Below are 17,888 nucleotides of genomic sequence, written 5' to 3' on the forward strand. Positions count from 1 at the left end.
AAAGCTATGACCATGCCCATCAACAGCACCCAAAGCGGCCTGGCCAGAAGCCTGGCCGCTTCCGGCCAGTTGAGCGCCGACCAGCTGGAGCAGGCGCTCGCCCTGACCCGGCAGGACGGCAAGTCGCTCAGTACCGTGCTGGTGGAACATCGGTTTCTGTCCAGTATCGAGCTGGCCCAGTTCTGCGAGCGGGAATACGGGCTGCCGCTGACGGATCTGGACGAGATAGCGCCGGATCAGGTGCCAGCCCAGTACATGAGCATGGATCTGATTGAGCGCCATCATGTGGCGCCTGTCATGCTGCAGGGCCGGGTGCTGTACCTGGCGATGTCGGACCCTACCGATGTGGCCGCGCTGGAAGACTTCGGCTTTCGCTTCAACCTGGTTACCGATGCCGTGCTGGTGGAGGAAGACAAGCTGCAACCGCTGCTTGCTCGCCTGCAACAGGCCGGTGACGCTCTCGATCTGGATCATATCGAAGATAACGATATTGCCGATCTGGAGCTGGGCGAAGATCCCGACGAGCGTAACAAGGACGCTCTCGGCAATATCGAAGACGATGCCCCCATCGTCCGCTACATCAACAAGATCATGCTGGATGCGGTGCGCCGCGAAGCCTCGGATTTGCACTTCGAGCCCTATGAGCGCTTCTATCGCATTCGCTTTCGCATCGACGGCATACTGCACGAAATCGCCTCGCCACCGATCAGCCTGGGTACCCGCTTTGCCGCCCGGCTCAAGGTGATGGCACGGCTGGACATCGCCGAACGTCGCCTGCCCCAGGATGGCCGCATCAAGCTCAAGCTGACCCGAACTACGTCGGTAGATATGCGGGTCAACAGCCTGCCCACCCAGTGGGGCGAAAAAATCGTTATCCGTATTCTCGACAGCTCGGCCGCCAAGCTGGACATCGACAAGCTCGGCTACGACGAGCAACAGAAACAACTGTATCTGAGCGCCCTGAAAAAGCCCCAGGGCATGATACTGGTAACCGGCCCCACCGGTTCGGGCAAGACGGTCTCGCTTTATACGGGCCTGAGCATACTGAACACCGTCAGCGCCAATATTTCCACCGCCGAAGACCCGGTCGAGATCACCCTGCCCGGCATCAATCAGGTGCAGATCAACCCCAAGTCGGGACTGAGCTTTGCCCATGCCCTGCGCGCCTTTCTGCGCCAGGATCCGGATATCATCATGGTGGGGGAAATACGGGATCTGGAAACCGCCGAAATTGCGGTCAAGGCCGCCCAGACCGGTCACCTGGTGCTTTCTACCCTGCACACCAACTCCGCCGCCGAAACCCTGACCCGGCTCAGCAACATGGGGCTGCCCGCCTATAATATTGCCTCTTCGGTCACCCTGATCATGGCCCAGCGACTGGCGCGCAAGCTGTGCCCCGAATGCAAGGAAGAAGAGCATATTCCCGAAGAGCAACTGCGGAAGCTCGGTTTCAGTGCAAGCCAACTGAGCCCCCCCCCGACACTGTACAAGGCCGTCGGCTGCCAGTACTGCACCGAAGGCTACAAGGGCCGTATCGGCATCTATGAGGTACTGCCGATGAACGACACCCTGGCCAACCTGATCATGGACGGCGCCAACTCCCTGACATTGGCCAGGGCGGCAGAAGAGTCCGGCATGATCAGCCTGCGCCAGTCGGCACTGGAAAAGGCCCTGCTCGGCACCATCAGCCTGGCGGAGGTCGGCCGCATCACCCTCTGAATCGGCGGCTAGCCCCCGCCAGAAAGCACAAGGATGAGTCATGGCAGCAGCAAAAAACAGCAGGGTGCAGCCCTACCAATGGGAAGGGCTCAACCGACGCGGACAGAAGGTATCCGGCTTCATTCAGGCGGCCAACGTTCAGGCGGTCAAGCGGGACCTGCAGCGCCAGGGGGTCAGCACCACCAGGGTAAAGCGCAAGCGGGACAGTTTTCTCTCCCAGCGCAAGAACGTCATCAAGCCGATGGATATTGCCGTCATCACCCGCCAAATCGCCACCATGCTCGGTGCCGGTGTGCCCCTGGTGCAAACCCTGCAGATCATCTCCCGCTCTTCCCAGAAAGGCAGCATCCGCGAGCTGACCGGGATGATTGCCGTCGATGTGGAAGGCGGTACCCCGCTGTCCGAGGCGCTGAAGAAATATCCCCGCCAGTTTGACGACCTGTATTGCGATCTGGTGCATTCCGGCGAGCAAACCGGGGCCCTGGATCATATCTTCGCTCAGATCGCCATCTACCGGGAGAAGGCCGAGGCGCTGAAGTCGAAGATTAAAAAGGCCCTGTTCTACCCGGCCATGGTGATACTGGTGGCCATTATCGTTACCTCTATCCTGCTGCTGTTCGTGATTCCGCAGTTCGAGGAAATTTTCGCCGGCTTCGGTGCCACCCTGCCCGCCTTTACCCAGATGGTGATCATGCTGTCCCGCTGGATGCAGGACTACTGGCTCTTTATTCTGGCCGCCACCATGGCGACCGTATTCGCCTATGTGCGCGCCTGGCGCCATTCGGAAAAGGTGCGCGATGCCACCGACCGCTTTGTGCTGCGCCTGCCGGTGGTGGGCGACATATTGCACAAGGCCGCCCTGGCCCGTTTTGCCCGCACCCTGGCCACCACCTTTTCCGCCGGCATTCCGCTGGTGGAGGGCCTGGTCTCCGCCGCCGGCGCCAGCGGCAACGTGGTCTACCGCCGGGCCGTGATGCTGGTTCGTTCCGAGGTGATGGCGGGTATTCCGATGAACCTGGCACTGCGCTCGACCCAGATGTTCCCCGACATGGTGGTGCAGATGGTGATGATTGGCGAAGAATCCGGCGCCATCGACGACATGATGAACAAGGTGGCCGTTATTTACGAACAGGAAGTGGACGATGCGGTAGACGGCCTCACCAGCCTGATCGAGCCACTGCTCATGGTGGTACTGGGCGTTCTGGTTGGCGGCCTGGTCATTGCCATGTATCTTCCCATCTTTGAGCTGGGCAAGGTGGTCAAGTAACATACTGGCAACCGCCTTCTGTATACCGATGAATCGAGCCCATACCCGTATTACAAGGAACCCGAATGGCTGCACTGAGCCACTGGCTAACCGCGGATTCATCCGCCTTATATATTATTGTTACCCTGCTCGGCCTGCTGGTGGGCAGCTTTCTCAATGTGGTGATCCATCGGCTGCCGCTGATGCTGCAACGCGGCTGGCAGCAGGAGTGCGCCGAGTTTAACGGTCAGCCGCCGGCTGAACTGCCGGCCTTCAACCTCTGCACCCCCCGCTCTCGCTGCCCCCATTGCCGGCATCAACTGAGCGCACTCGACAATATTCCCCTGCTCAGCTGGCTGTGGCTGCGCGGCCGCTGCCGCTATTGCCGGGCCGGCGTCAGCAAACGCTATCCCCTGGTGGAGCTGGCCTCGGCGGCGCTGGCGGCCCTGGCCTTGTGGCGTTTCGGCGCCAGCCCGCAGCTGCTGGCGGCCCTGCTGTTCAGCTGGGCCTTGCTGTGCATGACGCTGATCGACATCGATCATCTGTTGCTGCCCGACAACCTGACCCTGCCGCTGCTGTGGCTGGGGCTGCTGCTGAATATCAAGGCGCTGTTCGTGTCCCTGCCTGCCGCCGTGCTGGGTGCCGCCCTCGGCTACGGCATTCTGTGGGGCCTGTACTGGCTGTTCAAGCTGGCCACCGGCAAGGAAGGCATGGGCTACGGCGACTTCAAGCTGCTGGCCGCCATCGGTGCCTGGTTTGGCTGGCAGGCGCTGCTGCCGGTGCTGTTGCTGGCCTCTCTGGTCGGCTCCGTGCTGGGGCTGGCCCTGATGGCCGGCAAGCGACTGGGCGAAGACAGGGTGCTGCCCTTCGGCCCGGCGCTGGCGCTGGCCGGCTGGCTCTACCTGCTGTGGGGTGAACAAATGATGGGCTGGTATTGGAGTATGGCGCTGTGACTAACTCTGTGACTAATGCTGTGACTTATATAGTTGGCCTGACCGGTGGTATCGGCAGCGGCAAGAGCACCGTCGCCGACTTTTTTGCCGAGCTGGGCGTGGAAGTAGTGGATGCTGACATTATCGCCCGCCAGGTGGTGGCCCCGGGCGAGCCGGCACTGGCCGCCATTGCCGCCCGTTTTGGACCCGAAATCATCGCGGCAGACGGCAACCTCGACCGGCGTGAACTGCGCCGGCGGGTGTTCGCTAATCCGGCGGAGAAAGACTGGCTCGACGCCCTGCTGCACCCGCTGATCCGGGAACGCATGATCTCGGCCTGTGCCGCCGCCCGCTCCCCCTATTGCCTGCTGGTGGTGCCGTTATTGGTGGAAAACAAGCTGACCGGTTTGTGCCGGCGGGTGCTGGTGGTGGATGTTTCCCCCGAGCAACAGCTGGCCCGCACCACCCGGCGCGATAAGGCCGACGAGGCGCAAATCCGTGCCATCATGGCCGCCCAGGCCAGCCGGGAGCAACGCCTGGCCGCCGCCGACGATGTGATCGACAACAAGGACCCCGATCTCGGCCGGGTAAAAGCCGAGGTTGCCCGGCTGCACCGGCAATATCTGAGTCTGGCGCGTGAGGCGTGAGGCGTGAGGCGTGAGGCGTGAGGCGTGAGGCGTGAGGCGTGAGGCGTGAGGCGTGAGGCGTGAGGCGTGAGGCGTGACAGGATAGGGACTAAAACATGCTGTGTTTAATCCCCAACCCTTGCTTTCGGTAATTTTATGCGGTGCGGGTAAAGATCAAGTCCCATACGCCATGGCCGAGGCGATGGCCACGCTGTTCGAATTTGGTCAGCGGTCGATAATCGGGTCTGGGCATGTAATCGCCTTCTTTGCCGGAATGAATGGCGGCATTGGCATAGCCGGGGGCGGCATTCATCGCTTCCAGCATGTGCTCGGCGTAATTTTCCCAGTCGGTGGCCATGTGGAATTCACCGCCGATTTTCAGCTTGCTGCGCACCATTTCCACAAAGGCCGGCTGCACTATGCGGCGCTTGTGATGACGGGTCTTGTGCCAGGGATCGGGGAAGAACAGCTGCACCCGATCCAGGCTCTGCTCCGGCAGCATCTGCTCGAACACTTCCACCGCGTCGTGACACATGACCCTCAGGTTGGTCAGCCCGGCTTCGGCAGCGCCCATCAAACAGGCCCCCACACCCGGGGTATGCACTTCGATGCCGATGAAGTCCTGCTCAGGGGCCACCCGAGCCATTTCCACCAACGAAGCACCCATGCCGAAGCCGATTTCCAGCACCCGGGGAGCGGCTCGGCCAAATACCGCATCCAGATCGAGCAACTCGGCACTGTATTCGATGCCCATCACCGGCCATTGCTCGGCCATGGCTTTTTCCTGCCCCTTGGTCAGGCGCCCTTCACGACGCACAAAGCTGCGGATCTTGCGCTTGCGCAGTTCGTTTTCGGTCTGGTCGGTCTGGTCGGGCTGGTGTTCGTCTGTCATCTGTATTCTCCGGCGGGCTTGGGAAGGCGAATTATCCAAAGTTCGGCCCAAGGTGCAAGGCCAAAAGCAGCGGTAAGCTTGAAGCTGTCAGCTGTAAGTTATGTTTAGACCACGGTCTTAAGCCGTAAAATAGGCTCAGAGGCAACTGGGTAGCCTCTTCCGACGCGCTAAACCGCATCCCTGCGACGCTCAGCACATGACGTCCTGTCATGTGATGGTCGGCTGAGGCTATCCCAGCCGCCTCTTTTTAGGCGCCGAGTCGTCGGTGAGCACCACTGACAGACCACTCCGCTGCCAACGGGAGGGCAAAGGGTGTCTGCTCAACCGACCATCCGCGCCAAGGATGGCGCGGTTTGAGCCCCCAGGGAGGGGTTTACGGCGTGTCGGCTGAGCAGTGCGCTTTGCCTGATGACATCATTAATATCAACAAAAACTTGTGACCAAGAGACAGGCTAGGGCTTAAAGCTGTGGGTTAAAGTACCTGACGGAGCACCCGGCCCAGGCGGCTGATGCCTTCTTCTATGGTGGCCTCATCGTCACCGGCATAACTCAGGCGGGCGGTATTCAGAATATCCGGGCGCACATAGAAGGGTTGACCGGGTACGAAGGCCACGTTTTCCTTGATGGCCAGGTTGAACAGCGCCATGGCATCGATATGCGGCGGCAGCTTCAACCACAGGAACATGCCCCCTTCGGGCCGGGTAAAGTCGATGCCCGGGCAATGCTTCAGCAAAGCCTGTTCCATGGCGACCTTCTGGCGGCCGTAAACGGTACGGATGCGCTCGATATGGTCATCCAGGTTGTTCTCCTGCAGATACGCATGCAGCACCTGCTGCACGAAACCGTTGGTATGCAGATCCGCGGCCTGCTTGGCGATGGTCAGCTTCTGACGCAGCCAGTCCGGTACCAGTATCCAGCCCAGACGGAACGAAGGCACCACCACCTTGGAGAAGGATCCCATCAGCACCACGTTGTCCGGTGCCAGCTTGGCGATCGGCGGCAGATGCTCGCCCTCGAAACGCAGTTCGCCATAAGGGTTGTCTTCTATCATCAGCACGTTGTGCTTGATCAGTCGTTCGGCGACCGCCTGACGATTCTCACGGCTGTAACTCAGGCCGGTCGGGTTCTGGAAGTTGGTCACACCATAGAGCAGGCGGGCATGGTCGGGCTGGGCCAGCAAGGCATCCAGCTCGTTCAGATCCAGGCCATCATCATTCAGCGACACCCCCTGAAACTCGGGCTGATAAACGGACAGCGCCTGAATGGCGCCCAGGTAGCCCGGCTCTTCGATGATCAGCTTGTCACCTTCGTCGAGCAGCACCTTGCCCAGCAGATCCAGCGCCTGCTGGGAACCGTTGGTGATCAGAATATTGTCGGACGATACCCGCATGCCATGCTGCTGAAAGTAGCGCTCGGCAATATATTCCCGCAGGGGGGCAAAGCCTTCGGTGGCGGAATATTGCAAGGCACCATTGCCCCTGTTCTGCAGCACCCTGGCGCTGGCGACGGCCAGCTCTTCACTGGGGAAAAAAGCCGGGTTGGGCAAACCACCGGCAAAGGAGATTACTTCCGGGTTAACCGCGACCTTGAGAATTTCACGGATGAAGGACGGCTCTACCTTGGCAAAGCGCTGGGCAAAAAAGGGCTGCATAGGAGTCTCTCTGAAAGCGGGCTTGGCGGGCGCCAATAAAACCCTTCATTTGTATCAGAAAACAGACAAATAACAAACCGCCAAGCGAAAAAGAGTATCTTGAGCGGCGCCATTCTCTGCTGTGAACCGGCAGTAACAACACACAATATCAGTACCGATGCCGGCCGGTTTGCACTGCCCGCCCCCCTGTGTTCTGATCCCGCCATTCATTTTTAATGCAGTCAATATTGTGAACACAGCTTCTTTTGCCGAACGCGTGCTGGCCTGGTATGAGCAGCATGGTCGTAAAACCCTGCCCTGGCAGCAGGATAAAACCCCTTATCGGGTCTGGGTATCCGAGATCATGCTGCAACAAACCCAGGTGACCACCGTCATCCCCTATTATCAACGGTTTATGACTCGCTTTCCCGATGTGGTGAGCCTGGCCGACGCCGCACAGGATGAGGTGCTGCACCTGTGGACCGGGCTGGGATACTATGCCCGTGCCCGCAATCTGCACAAGGCCGCCCAAGTGATTCGTGACCATTATCAGGGGTATTTTCCCGAACGGTTCGAAGAGGTGCTGGGGCTGCCGGGCATAGGCCGCTCTACCGCCGGTGCCGTATTGTCGCTCTCGCTCGGCCAGCATCACGGCATTCTGGACGGCAACGTCAAGCGGGTACTGACCCGCTGGCTGGCGCAACAGGGCTGGCCCGGCAAAAAAGAAGTGGAAAACGCGCTCTGGCAACAGGTTGAGCAGTTGACACCGCCATTGGGGGTAACCCAGTATAATCAGGCGATGATGGACCTGGGCGCCACCATCTGCACCCGTTCCAAACCCAAATGCGAGCTATGCCCGGTACAGGACGACTGCCGGGCTCGGGGGTTGGGTACCCCGACCGCCTTTCCCCATTCCAAGCCGAAAAAAACCGTGCAGCCGGAAAAACAGTCCTGTTTTCTGTTACTCAAGCAGGGCAATCACATCCTGCTGGTGCAGCGCCCGCCTCAAGGGCTATGGGGGGGCCTCTATTGCTTTCCCGAGTTTAAGGACGAGCAGGAACTCAGGGCCTGGCTCAGGCGCTATCCGGACGCAACCGAGCCCAAGCCTCTGCCCGGTTTTCGTCATACCTTCAGCCATTTTCATCTGGATATAGCGCCCTGGCTGGTAGAATTACCCCGGATACCGGACGAGGTCATGGCCGGAGCGGAGCGACTTTGGTATAACTTGCAGCAACCGGCGTCGGTCGGCCTGGCGGCTGCCACCAAGAAGCTGCTCGCCTACCCGCAACTGCAAGAGAGGAATTTATGAGTCGTACCATTTTTTGCCAGCGTTTACAGAAAGAGGCCGAAGGGCTGGATTTTCAACTCTACCCGGGGGATCTGGGCAAGCGCATCTATGAAAATATCTCCAAGGAAGCCTGGGCCGGCTGGCAGCAGAAACAAACCATGCTGATCAACGAAAAAAAGCTCAATATGATGAATGCCGAGCACCGTCAATTGCTTGAGCAGGAAATGGTCGCCTACCTTTTTGAAGGCGCCGAGGTAAAGGTTGATGGCTACACCCCTCCTTCCGCAGACTAAACCACCGCTTTGTTCAAGGCTTGAGCGAACACGCTTGAGCCTCTCAAAAAGCGGTTGACTTGCCTGGGGCGATCTTATTTAATGACGCCCCGTTGCCCAGATAGCTCAGTCGGTAGAGCAGGGGATTGAAAATCCCCGTGTCGGCAGTTCGATTCTGTCTCTGGGCACCATATTTCAAGCAATACGTTTCGAAAACAAGTTTCAAGGTACTCTGGTAACAAGAGAACCTAAAGCCCAGATAGCTCAGTCGGTAGAGCAGGGGATTGAAAATCCCCGTGTCGGCAGTTCGATTCTGTCTCTGGGCACCATTTTCGGTGCTTTTATATAAAGTCCAACGCCCAGATAGCTCAGTCGGTAGAGCAGGGGATTGAAAATCCCCGTGTCGGCAGTTCGATTCTGTCTCTGGGCACCATCTTCAAGCAAGCACAAGACGCCGGCATAGCTCAGTTGGTAGAGCAACTGACTTGTAATCAGTAGGTCCCGAGTTCGACTCTTGGTGCCGGCACCATTCAAACCAGCCCTGCCAACCAGCATAAGCGCTGGTTTTTTTGTGTCTGCGTTTTGCCTGCTGCTATTCCTTCTGTTCCTCCAACACGACACCAGGCCGCCCCTGCCCGTGTTTATTGCCCTCCCCTGCTCTGCCCTACTCTGCTTGGTTCCCAGGCCATCATCATCATGATGGTGCTGTATGAATTGGCATTCTTGCTGCGCACTACATAGTCTTAAGCAACAGGCAAAGGGATACTGCCATGAAGAAAATATGCTTGATTGCCTTGCTGGCCGTGGCGACTGCCGCCAGCGCCGAGACAGAATCAGAAATAGCAGACGACACCGACTTGCCGGGCTGGGCCGTGGAGAAAATCACCCCCATGCATGACAGCGTTTCTCACTGGGTCACCAACAGCTCTCGTAATATCGACGGTTTTTTCGGTACCGACGACAGCCTGCATATTGAAAACGGCTCCTACCTCCGCCTGAGTCAGGAGCTGGAGTGGAGTGATACGGACGGCTTCAGTGCCGAGACGGCGGCGCGTTTTCGCCTCGACCTGCCCACCACCAAAGAACGACTGCGCTTCATTATCGAAAGCGACCCGGAAGAATCCGAAGGCACCCTGGCCGAGCAGGGCTCCAACCGGCTGCGTACCGATCAGCGCAGCGTCGCCGGCACCATTGTCGGCCTGAGCAGACTCGGCAAGCGGGACAAGAAAGAAGCCTGGAACCTGCGGGCCGGGGCCGGGGTCAAGGTGCGCTGGCCGCCGGATCCTTATGTGCGCTTTACCGGCGAACGGCTGTGGCAGCTTGCATCACAGTGGCAGCTGGAGTCCTACAATCGCGCCTCCTGGTTCAACGAAGAAGGCTATTCCATACGCAGCCGCTGGGATCTGGGTCGGCCGCTGGATGAAAACCATCACCTGCGCTTTATCACCAACTTTCAGTGGCAGGAAGAAGTCGATACCCTGGAGTATTCCGAAGCGGTGGAGCTCAATCAGATACTGGGCAAGCGTAGCGTCATGCGTTACGCCATCGCCGCGGTAGGAAGAAGCACCTCGGACCCGAGGCTGCATGATTATTACCTGTACAGCCACTACAGACGCAACCTGCACCGGGAGATCCTGTTTGTGGACTTTATCCCGGAGCTGCATTTTCCCCGGGACCAGGATTACGACCCCCAGTTCGGCATTAGTCTCCGGCTGGAAGTCATGTTCAAGGGTGATCTGGTTTTCAGACGCTGAGTAAACGCAGACTTAAAGCGGGCGAAACAGCCGCACATCCGCCTCGGCCACCAAAGCCGGGGCCAACTGCTCGAAATAATCCTTGATATAGGGTTGGGCACAGTGCGCTTCAAACGCCTCTCTGCTGGCCCACTGCTCGATAAAAACACAATCCCAGGGTTCGCCGCTGGCGCCCGCATAAGGTACTTCCTCGGTCAGCTGGTACAGCAGACAACCTTCTTCCCTGTGGGTATTCGCGATCAGGCTCTTCAGCGCCTGCTGCAATTCCAGTGTCTTGCCCGGCCTGGCGTTAAAACGGGCAACACAGTATAAATCTGACATCATCGGCTCTCGGTACGAATAAAGCCGGTATGCTAATACATACCGCCCCCGCCTGAACAGCCTGACCCTCCTGTCCTTACCGTCGGCACCATAACGCCACCATACCGTGAAATACCTGTTGACCCCCACCGGGTAACCGGTTAGAGTGACCGCAGCTCGAAAAATACGGCTATATTTATGTTCTTGTTACGATGTTCTAGTAGTACCTCGTCCTGTGTTTCATAAGTTAAATCTGTATTTTTCCAAGCTCATTTATTTATGGTAGATTTGTTACAGGATTTAGGTATGTCTAATATCGTTAAAGGTAAAGTAAAGTTCTTCAATGAGTCCAAAGGTTTTGGTTTCATCGAACAAGAGCAAGGTCCTGACGTGTTCGTACACTTCAGCGCCATCCAGAGCCAGGGTTTCAAAACTCTGGCCGAAGGCCAAGCAGTACAGTTCACTGTAGCTCAAGGTCAGAAAGGTCCTCAGGCTGAGAACGTAGTTCCTCTGTAAGAGACTACCTCGCCAAGAATTCCTAAAGCCGTGCCTTCGGGCGCGGCTTTTTTTTGCTTGCGTTTTACCTCCCCCTGTTTACCATCGACCGACGGCATACCAGGACAGTAACTTGAGTAGCACGGCCCCCAGCAAGATACACAGCCCAAGGCTGAAGGCGGTATCGACACCGTAATGGACCAGTCCTGCGGTCAACAGACTGGCAATCAGCATTTGCAGCGCGCCAGAGAGCGCCGCGGCGGCACCGGCCAGATCCCGATAAGGCTCCAGTAAGCGACTCATGGCATTGGGAAAGGCCATGCCATTGCCGATCGCCTGAACAAAGATGGCGCTGATCACCCATACCGGCTGTAATGGCATCAGCAGTATCCAGACGCCGGCGGCCATCTGCACCCAAGGGCTCAGGCGCAGCATGTCTTCGGCCGAGACTCTATGCTGAACACGATTATTGATAATGCCCCCCAACAGCAACCCCAGGGCCGGGATCAGCGCCCAGCTGCCATACTCTGCCGCACTCATGCCGATTTGCCGCTGCATCACATAAGGCATCACAGATACGGACACCATCATCAGCGAAAACTGTCCCCACAGCATGCCGCCATAACCGAGAAAGTGACGTAATCCCAGCAGACGGCGGTAGTTGACGATAATGCTCTTCAGGTTCATCGAGCGACGTTCGCCGTTGAGGGTCTCCTTAAAACCGGCCAGCAGCAGCAGCCACAGACTCAGCAGGTACACAAACATGGCGATAAACACACTTTCCCACCCCAGGTGGTGGCCGATCATTCCTCCCACCGCCGGTGCCACAACAGGTGTAAAGGCCGCCGCCATGGCCACATAGGACAGCGCATTGCGCAGCAGTGGCCCCTCGAAGCGATCGCGCAGCATGGCACGGGAGACAACGGCACCACAGCCGGCCCCGAGCCCCTGTAGCAGCCGTCCCAGCAACAGCCACTCGAATGACACCTGAGGCCACAGGCACAGACCTACCCCCAACAAGGCCAGCGCCAACCCCGCCAGCAGCACAGGACGGCGACCTCGGGCATCACTCAAGGGACCATACAGCAGCTGTACCGGACCAAAGGCAAACAGATAGACAGAAATCAGCCACTGTATCCGGCTCGGATCTTCGGCCAGGGTCTGACTGATGGCCGGCAACACAGGTAACAGCAGACCTATGCTCAATTGCCCCATGCTGACAATAAGACAGGCCAGAATAAGGGTGCGGGTAGTAGAAGTGGATGTCGCCACGCATCTTCCTCTGGTTATACGATCAGGGTGATAAGTTCAGGGTTATAAGTTCAGGGTGATAGGGTCAGGGTGATAGGATCAAGGTTGCGGAATAAGAGCCATGGGATCGGGGCCGCTGGATTAAAGTGAGCTTTACTTTGACAAGTCGGGCATTCATTAAGCACAATCAAGACTGAAAAATCACAAACAGGACTGCCTACATGACTGCCCAACCAGCAAATCCCCAATCGCTTCAACAAGCTTTTTCATTGGGTAACGGACAGGATGCGGCACTGAACTGGTTGCGCAAGAATCAGACTCATTGCGCCATCTTCCTCACCAATGGCATCAAGCTGGAAGGGATGATCAGTGCCTTTGATCAATACAGCATTCTGCTATCTGACCCCCGCGGTCAGCAGCAGCTGATTTATAAAGCCAAGATTTCCACTATTTCGCCTGCGACCCGTCGGCCACCGCGCACCGGGGTGATTATCAACAAGCCCCGTCGCCCCCGTTACGAAAGCCATCAGACCCCACGGGAAGATAATCATCGCCGGGATGATCAATACGATCCCCCCGGCGACGACGATCAGGGTTAATTCACAAGTATCTCGATAACCACAAGGTCGGCTCAGGCTGACCTTGTGGTTATCGGCGGGGAGAGCCGGCTCTCCCCGCCCCATATTGCCGCTTGCGCGGCCATCAGGGATTAAATCAGCTCCAGATCTTCCATTACCCGGCGAATGCGTGCCTTGGTGCTCTCTTGCAAGGGCACTACCGGGATGCGGCAGTTTTCGCTGGCCAGCCCCAGCAGCGACAGACCGTACTTGGGGCAGGCCGGATTGGGCTCGGCAAACATGGCCTGATGCAGCGGCAACAATCGGTCCTGCAATGCACGAGCTTCTTCCCACTTGCCGGCCAGGGTCAGTTCCTGCAACTGAGCACAGAGGCGCGGGGCCACGTTGGCGGTGACCGAGATACACCCCTGGCCACCGGCCACGTTGTAGGACACGGCGGTGCCGTCTTCGCCGGACAACCAGGCAAACGGCTTCTTGATCAGCTGGCGTTCGGCCCAGGGCCGTGCTAAATCACCGGTGGCATCTTTCACCCCGACGATACGCGGCAGCTCGGCAATGCGCGCCATGGTCTGAGGATGAATGTCGACGACTGCCCGCGGCGGTATGTTGTAAACGATAATCGGCAGTTCGGTGGCATCGTGCAGCATCTTGAAATGCGCATAAAGACCATCCTGACTCGGCCTGTTGTAATAACCGGCCACATGCAGGGTAGCGTCGGCACCTACCTCCTGGGCACAGTTGCTGTATTCAATGGCCTCTACCGGGTTGTTGGAGCCGGCACCGGCAATCACCGGTACCCGCCCTGCGGCCTGCTCCGCCACAATTTCAATCACACGGCAATGCTCGTCGTGTGTCAGGGTCGGGCTTTCTCCGGTGGTACCAACCGGCACAATGCCGTGAGTCCCCTCCTCGATATGCCAGTCAACCAGCCGGCGCAACGCCGCCTCGTCGAGTCGGTCGCCGTCAAAGGGGGTCAGCAGGGCAACTAAAGAACCGCGAAACATGGAAACTCCTTCTCCTGGTAGAGGATGTAAGAATTTAAAATAAAAAACCCCGGTCGCTGTTGCATCACCGGGGTTTGAGAACATCTTGTCTTGATGAAGATCAGGCGTCGGTCACGCAACAGAGGCTGCCGCTTTTCGTTTGAGCGGTGTCCCCGGTTTACGTTTAACGATAAAAATCATGATTTACACCTGAAAAGACCTTGAGCAGCATCTTTTGCTAATGACCGACAAATGTCAAGAGTGCCGGTGGCATGTATAATGCCCAATTGATTTATTTACCGCGGAGCCCGAGATGTTTGAGGCCTTGACCCCGGTCAGCGACATGCTGACCCGTAATCTGGATATTCTGAGTCGCCAGCCGTTGCTGGTATGCGGTCTGCTCGAAGACGGACTGCCAGGCCTGCTGGCCGAGGCCGGCCCCGCGCCCCGGGTATTTACCACCGATTTTCGCTATTTCCAGTGGCAACAGGCCCAGGGCCTTGCCGATATCGAATTTGGCACCAGCCCCGCTCCCGGTACGGCTGCCGGCCTGCTGCTGCTGATGCCCAAGGCCAAGGCCGAGGCCGAGTATTTGCTGGCTGCCTGCCTGCCGTTGCTCGCGGCCGGTGCTCCGGTGTTTATCGCCGGAGACAACAAGGGCGGCGTCAAGTCGGCCCCCAAGTTGCTGGCCCCCTATTGCGAGCAGGTCAACAAGCTGGACAGCGCCCGGCGCGCCAGCCTGTACCAGGCCGAGCTGACCACACTGCCTGCCCCCTTCGGCCTGGCCGACTGGGTCAGCCGCTATCCGCTGGAAGAAGAGCAACTGCAGATCTGCGCCCTGCCCGGCGTATTCAGTGCCGCACACCTGGACTCCGGCTCTCGTTTGCTGCTGAAGACCATCACTTCTCTCAAGGGCAGAGTGCTCGACTTCGGTTGCGGTGCCGGCGTCATTGGTGCCAGCCTGTTGAAACGTAATGCCGACATGACGCTGGAGTGCATCGACATCAACGCCCTGGCATTGGAGGCCAGCCGAACGACCCTGGCGGAAAACCGGCTCGACGCCAAGGTCTACCCCTCCGACGGGCTGAGCCAGGTGAGTGGCAAGTTCAATCACATTATCACCAACCCACCCTTTCATGCCGGTCTGAAAACCTTCTATCACACCACAGAAACGCTGCTGAGCTCGGCCGCCGATTACCTGTTGCCCGGCGGTTCCCTGATCCTGGTGGCCAACGCCTTTCTGCCCTACCCGGAACTGATAGAAAAAAGTTTCGGCCATTGCGAGACCCTGGCCGCCACCGGCAAGTTCAAGATCTACCGGGCCAGACGCTGATCAAACTCGAGTAATCAGCCCCTTTTTTGACCAACCGGCCTTTAGCGCCGGTTTTTTTAACTTTTCTCGGAATCTGTGTATTGACGGGCGACAAAAAATCTATAGAATTCGCAGTCCTTGGCAACGCGAGGGTGGCGGAATTGGTAGACGCGCTAGCTTCAGGTGTTAGTGTCCTATGGATGTGGGGGTTCAAGTCCCCCCCTTCGCACCAAGTTACCGAAAGGTAACTGACGCCAGGAAACGATGACGGCCTCATCTAAAACAGCCGGACAATGTGAGTATGCGAGGGTGGCGGAATTGGTAGACGCGCTAGCTTCAGGTGTTAGTGTCCTATGGATGTGGGGGTTCAAGTCCCCCCCTTCGCACCAGACTCCCAGAGTCTGTTCATATACTCAAATAAAAAGATGGTGGCTCATCTCAAACAGCCGAACAATCAGGTATGCGAGGGTGGCGGAATTGGTAGACGCGCTAGCTTCAGGTGTTAGTGTCCTATGGACGTGGGGGTTCAAGTCCCCCCCTTCGCACCACGATTGTTGTATCAACTAATAAGTCCCCAGCTATTTACGTAGTACTCCTCAGAAATACCCCCTCTGTTATTCGAACCATTCCTTTGTAAAGCGCATGCTCGCAAGTCTCTTGCCGAGTTAAAGCACAGCACCCTTGATCTTCAGCGCTATAAATCCTCTCGGTCCTGACACCAAACAGCTTACATAACTGATCTATTTGGTTGCTCTGTAAAGGTCGGACAAAGGGCCCGACGCTTACACTGACATGAAATAGATCGTTTGTTTAATGGGTTCGGTATTATTTACCCTGTTCCCGGGTCAGCAGTGCCACCGTTTCCACATGCATGGTATGGGGGAACATGTCTACCGGCGTGGCCTGCTCCAGCCTGAAGCCATGTTCACACAACCAGGCCAGATCCCGGGCCAGGGTCTTGGGATTGCAGGACACATACACCAGCCGTTCGGGCCGCATCTCGGCCAGGGTCGCCAGCAGCGCCGCATCGCAGCCCTTGCGCGGCGGATCCACCACCACCACATCGGCGGTAATCCCCTCTGCATACAGTTGGGGCACCAGTTGCTCTGCCGCACCCTGATGAAATTCGATATTGCTGATGCCGTTCAGCTCGGCATTGGCGCGCGCGTCGTCAATGGCTTCGGGCACCAGTTCTATGCCGATCACCTGCTTCGCATGACGGGCCATAAACAGGCTGATGGTGCCGATGCCGCAGTAAAGATCGAACACCACTTCATTGCCCTGCAGCCTGGCCAGCCGCATGGCTTCCCGGTACAGCACCTCGGTCTGACGCGGGTTGACCTGATAGAAAGACAGCGGCGAAATGGCAAATTCCAGTCCATCCAGGCTATCGACGATCAGCTCTTTGCCCCACAGCAGCCGGTTCTCCGGCCCCAGTACCCGATTGCCGACCGCGGCATTGATATTCAGCATCAGGCTGGCCAGCCCGGTGACGGATTCAAGCTCGCTCACCAGTTGCGCCAGCGCTTCATCCGAGGGGGCTTCGGCCGCCACCAGCACCACCATCAGCTCACCGCTGTGAATGCCGTTACGCACCATGATATGGCGAATGCTGCCGCCATGAGTGGCCTCGTTATACGCCGGCACGGCACAACGGCGCATCCAGGCTCTTACCCGCTGCACCACCTCCGTGGTGACCGGCGCCTGTACCCGACACTCGTCGACTTCCACCAGCTGATGGCTGTGCTTGGCATAAAAGCCGATTTCAGGCCCGGGCTGCACCGCATACTGGGCCTTGTTACGGTAATGAAAGGGCTCGCTCATGCCCAGCGTGTCCGCCACCGGGCAGTCCAGCCCTTTGGCCCGCAACACATCAACCAGCATCCGGCGCTTCAGCACCAGCTGGGCGGCGTCGCTCATCACCCGCAGCTGACAGCCGCCGCAGGCGGTGTAGGGGCAGAAGTCCTCACGCCGGGCCGCCGCAGGCCGCAATATTCGCACCAGGGTGCCCTGACAGAAGTTGGGCTTGACCAGATTCAGCTGTACTTCAACCTGCTCGTCGGGCAAGGCGCCTTCGATATACAAGGGACGCCCTTCCAGAGTGGCGATGCCATCTCCTTTCTCGGTAAGGCTGTGAACGGAAACGGTGACCAGCAGGCCGGGTTTTAACATGGGGATACACTCTATGCGAAGAAGCGAAAAAAACAGGTTATTCTACGTGATCCAGTCGCTGGCGGGAATGGAGCTTGAAAGGCCCTCATGTCACCCACCGGTCATCGAAACAGATGAACAGGACAGGATACATGGCGGTGAGCAGGCTGAAAGCGGGTGTACGGCTAAACTGCCGAACGGAAAGGACGGCCGGAAAGCAAAAAACCACCTCGAGGGTGGTTTTGATTATCAAGTGGTAGCAGAGGCCGGACTCGAACCGGCACGCCCGAAGGCAAGTGATTTTGAATCACTCATGTCTACCAATTCCATCACACTGCCACTTGATAGCGTCACCTGAGTGAGCGGTTTGCATTATACGTATCCCCCCGCCTCCCGCAAGCATATTATGATACTGGCCGTGATGACTGCGCATTAATCATACACCCGATTGACGATTAC

General features: G+C 58.0%; 16 protein-coding genes and 8 tRNA genes. 17 read left to right on the forward strand and 7 right to left on the reverse strand.

The window, feature by feature from the left end:
• Positions 1–6 precede the first annotated feature (6 nt).
• The 4 genes from pilB to coaE all read left to right on the forward strand — a co-directional run bounded on the left by pilB (position 7) and on the right by coaE (position 4,544).
• Positions 7–1,719, forward strand: a complete 1,713-nt coding sequence (gene pilB / locus HNR62_RS06500) for a type IV-A pilus assembly ATPase PilB (RefSeq protein ID WP_204795288.1) — start codon at positions 7–9, stop codon at positions 1,717–1,719.
• 40 nt (positions 1,720–1,759) lie between these two features.
• Positions 1,760–2,986 carry a type II secretion system F family protein gene (locus HNR62_RS06505; RefSeq protein WP_204795289.1) on the forward strand — a complete coding sequence of 409 codons (1,227 nt, stop codon included), beginning with the start codon at positions 1,760–1,762 and terminating at the stop codon, positions 2,984–2,986.
• A gap of 65 nt (positions 2,987–3,051) precedes the next feature.
• Positions 3,052–3,918, forward strand: coding sequence for a prepilin peptidase (locus HNR62_RS06510; RefSeq protein WP_204795290.1), 867 nt, complete (start codon positions 3,052–3,054; stop codon positions 3,916–3,918).
• A gap of 20 nt (positions 3,919–3,938) precedes the next feature.
• The gene (gene coaE, locus HNR62_RS06515) at positions 3,939–4,544 is read left to right on the forward strand and encodes a dephospho-CoA kinase (RefSeq protein ID WP_204795291.1); all 606 of its coding nucleotides are present in this window, start codon (positions 3,939–3,941) and stop codon (positions 4,542–4,544) included.
• A 133-nt stretch (positions 4,545–4,677) separates the two neighbouring features.
• Here coaE and trmB read toward each other — a convergent pair whose 3' ends face one another.
• Both trmB and HNR62_RS06525 read right to left on the reverse strand, forming a co-directional pair.
• Positions 4,678–5,415, reverse strand: coding sequence for a tRNA (guanosine(46)-N7)-methyltransferase TrmB (gene trmB / locus HNR62_RS06520; RefSeq protein ID WP_204795292.1), 738 nt, complete (start codon positions 5,413–5,415; stop codon positions 4,678–4,680).
• Between the two features lie 472 nt (positions 5,416–5,887).
• Complete coding sequence (locus tag HNR62_RS06525) at positions 5,888–7,066, reverse strand: aminotransferase-like domain-containing protein (RefSeq protein ID WP_204795293.1); 1,179 nt, start codon at positions 7,064–7,066, stop codon at positions 5,888–5,890.
• Positions 7,067–7,295: 229 nt separating this feature from the next.
• Here HNR62_RS06525 and mutY point away from each other — a divergent pair, with 229 nt between their 5' ends.
• The 7 genes from mutY (at position 7,296) to HNR62_RS06560 (ending at position 10,359) form a co-directional block, all read left to right on the forward strand.
• Complete coding sequence (mutY, locus tag HNR62_RS06530; RefSeq protein ID WP_204795294.1) at positions 7,296–8,354, forward strand: A/G-specific adenine glycosylase; 1,059 nt, start codon at positions 7,296–7,298, stop codon at positions 8,352–8,354.
• On the forward strand, positions 8,351–8,626 hold the full coding sequence (locus HNR62_RS06535; RefSeq protein ID WP_204795295.1) for an oxidative damage protection protein: 276 nt from the start codon (positions 8,351–8,353) through the stop codon (positions 8,624–8,626). Before mutY ends, HNR62_RS06535 begins: the two co-directional genes overlap by 4 nt.
• Before the next feature lie 94 nt (positions 8,627–8,720).
• Positions 8,721–8,796, forward strand: a tRNA-Phe gene (locus HNR62_RS06540).
• 62 nt (positions 8,797–8,858) lie between these two features.
• Positions 8,859–8,934 (forward strand) — tRNA-Phe (locus HNR62_RS06545).
• A 28-nt stretch (positions 8,935–8,962) separates the two neighbouring features.
• Positions 8,963–9,038: transfer RNA gene (locus HNR62_RS06550), tRNA-Phe, on the forward strand.
• 20 nt (positions 9,039–9,058) lie between these two features.
• Positions 9,059–9,134, forward strand: a tRNA-Thr gene (locus tag HNR62_RS06555).
• A gap of 241 nt (positions 9,135–9,375) precedes the next feature.
• Positions 9,376–10,359, forward strand: a complete 984-nt coding sequence (locus HNR62_RS06560) for a hypothetical protein (RefSeq protein ID WP_204795296.1) — start codon at positions 9,376–9,378, stop codon at positions 10,357–10,359.
• 12 nt (positions 10,360–10,371) lie between these two features.
• Here the strand turns inward: HNR62_RS06560 and HNR62_RS06565 are convergent, their stop codons facing one another.
• The gene (locus HNR62_RS06565; RefSeq protein ID WP_204795297.1) at positions 10,372–10,683 is read right to left on the reverse strand and encodes a putative quinol monooxygenase; all 312 of its coding nucleotides are present in this window, start codon (positions 10,681–10,683) and stop codon (positions 10,372–10,374) included.
• A gap of 282 nt (positions 10,684–10,965) precedes the next feature.
• On the opposite strand from HNR62_RS06565, the gene HNR62_RS06570 reads away from it, so the two are divergent.
• Positions 10,966–11,175, forward strand: a complete 210-nt coding sequence (locus HNR62_RS06570; protein WP_071472183.1) for a cold-shock protein — start codon at positions 10,966–10,968, stop codon at positions 11,173–11,175.
• A gap of 78 nt (positions 11,176–11,253) precedes the next feature.
• Here HNR62_RS06570 and HNR62_RS06575 read toward each other — a convergent pair whose 3' ends face one another.
• Positions 11,254–12,426, reverse strand: a complete 1,173-nt coding sequence (locus HNR62_RS06575) for a Bcr/CflA family efflux MFS transporter (RefSeq protein ID WP_204795298.1) — start codon at positions 12,424–12,426, stop codon at positions 11,254–11,256.
• A 200-nt stretch (positions 12,427–12,626) separates the two neighbouring features.
• On the opposite strand from HNR62_RS06575, the gene hfq reads away from it, so the two are divergent.
• Positions 12,627–13,004, forward strand: coding sequence for an RNA chaperone Hfq (hfq, locus tag HNR62_RS06580; RefSeq protein ID WP_239552644.1), 378 nt, complete (start codon positions 12,627–12,629; stop codon positions 13,002–13,004).
• A gap of 110 nt (positions 13,005–13,114) precedes the next feature.
• Here hfq and dapA read toward each other — a convergent pair whose 3' ends face one another.
• Positions 13,115–13,987, reverse strand: a complete 873-nt coding sequence (gene dapA / locus HNR62_RS06585) for a 4-hydroxy-tetrahydrodipicolinate synthase (protein ID WP_204795299.1) — start codon at positions 13,985–13,987, stop codon at positions 13,115–13,117.
• Positions 13,988–14,279: 292 nt separating this feature from the next.
• On the opposite strand from dapA, the gene rsmC reads away from it, so the two are divergent.
• The 4 genes from rsmC (at position 14,280) to HNR62_RS06605 (ending at position 15,826) form a co-directional block, all read left to right on the forward strand.
• Positions 14,280–15,299, forward strand: coding sequence for a 16S rRNA (guanine(1207)-N(2))-methyltransferase RsmC (gene rsmC, locus HNR62_RS06590; protein ID WP_204795300.1), 1,020 nt, complete (start codon positions 14,280–14,282; stop codon positions 15,297–15,299).
• A gap of 125 nt (positions 15,300–15,424) precedes the next feature.
• Positions 15,425–15,510 (forward strand) — tRNA-Leu (locus HNR62_RS06595).
• Between the two features lie 71 nt (positions 15,511–15,581).
• A tRNA-Leu gene (locus HNR62_RS06600) sits at positions 15,582–15,667 on the forward strand.
• A 73-nt stretch (positions 15,668–15,740) separates the two neighbouring features.
• Positions 15,741–15,826, forward strand: a tRNA-Leu gene (locus tag HNR62_RS06605).
• Positions 15,827–16,103: 277 nt separating this feature from the next.
• On the opposite strand, the gene rlmD is transcribed toward HNR62_RS06605, so the two are convergent.
• Positions 16,104–17,450: a 23S rRNA (uracil(1939)-C(5))-methyltransferase RlmD gene (rlmD, locus tag HNR62_RS06610; protein WP_204795301.1), complete on the reverse strand. Its 1,347-nt coding sequence runs from the start codon at positions 17,448–17,450 to the stop codon at positions 16,104–16,106.
• 233 nt (positions 17,451–17,683) lie between these two features.
• Positions 17,684–17,768: transfer RNA gene (locus HNR62_RS06615), tRNA-Leu, on the reverse strand.
• Positions 17,769–17,888 lie beyond the last annotated feature (120 nt).

This window comes from Oceanisphaera litoralis (genome assembly GCF_016907015.1).
Lineage (GTDB): Bacteria > Pseudomonadota > Gammaproteobacteria > Enterobacterales > Aeromonadaceae > Oceanimonas > Oceanimonas litoralis.

What these genes read in the sequence shown, in the direction of transcription:
- pilB (WP_204795288.1), top strand. Translation starts at nt 7, where the DNA reads ATGACCATGCCCATCAACAGCACCCAAAGCGGCCTGGCCAGAAGCCTG.
- HNR62_RS06505 (WP_204795289.1), top strand. Translation starts at nt 1,760, where the DNA reads ATGGCAGCAGCAAAAAACAGCAGGGTGCAGCCCTACCAATGGGAAGGG.
- HNR62_RS06510 (WP_204795290.1), top strand. Translation starts at nt 3,052, where the DNA reads ATGGCTGCACTGAGCCACTGGCTAACCGCGGATTCATCCGCCTTATAT.
- trmB (WP_204795292.1), bottom strand. Translation starts at nt 5,415, where the DNA reads ATGACAGACGAACACCAGCCCGACCAGACCGACCAGACCGAAAACGAA.
- HNR62_RS06525 (WP_204795293.1), bottom strand. Translation starts at nt 7,066, where the DNA reads ATGCAGCCCTTTTTTGCCCAGCGCTTTGCCAAGGTAGAGCCGTCCTTC.
- HNR62_RS06535 (WP_204795295.1), top strand. Translation starts at nt 8,351, where the DNA reads ATGAGTCGTACCATTTTTTGCCAGCGTTTACAGAAAGAGGCCGAAGGG.
- HNR62_RS06560 (WP_204795296.1), top strand. Translation starts at nt 9,376, where the DNA reads ATGAAGAAAATATGCTTGATTGCCTTGCTGGCCGTGGCGACTGCCGCC.
- HNR62_RS06565 (WP_204795297.1), bottom strand. Translation starts at nt 10,683, where the DNA reads ATGATGTCAGATTTATACTGTGTTGCCCGTTTTAACGCCAGGCCGGGC.
- HNR62_RS06570 (WP_071472183.1), top strand. Translation starts at nt 10,966, where the DNA reads ATGTCTAATATCGTTAAAGGTAAAGTAAAGTTCTTCAATGAGTCCAAA.
- hfq (WP_239552644.1), top strand. Translation starts at nt 12,627, where the DNA reads ATGACTGCCCAACCAGCAAATCCCCAATCGCTTCAACAAGCTTTTTCA.
- dapA (WP_204795299.1), bottom strand. Translation starts at nt 13,987, where the DNA reads ATGTTTCGCGGTTCTTTAGTTGCCCTGCTGACCCCCTTTGACGGCGAC.
- rsmC (WP_204795300.1), top strand. Translation starts at nt 14,280, where the DNA reads ATGTTTGAGGCCTTGACCCCGGTCAGCGACATGCTGACCCGTAATCTG.
- rlmD (WP_204795301.1), bottom strand. Translation starts at nt 17,450, where the DNA reads ATGTTAAAACCCGGCCTGCTGGTCACCGTTTCCGTTCACAGCCTTACC.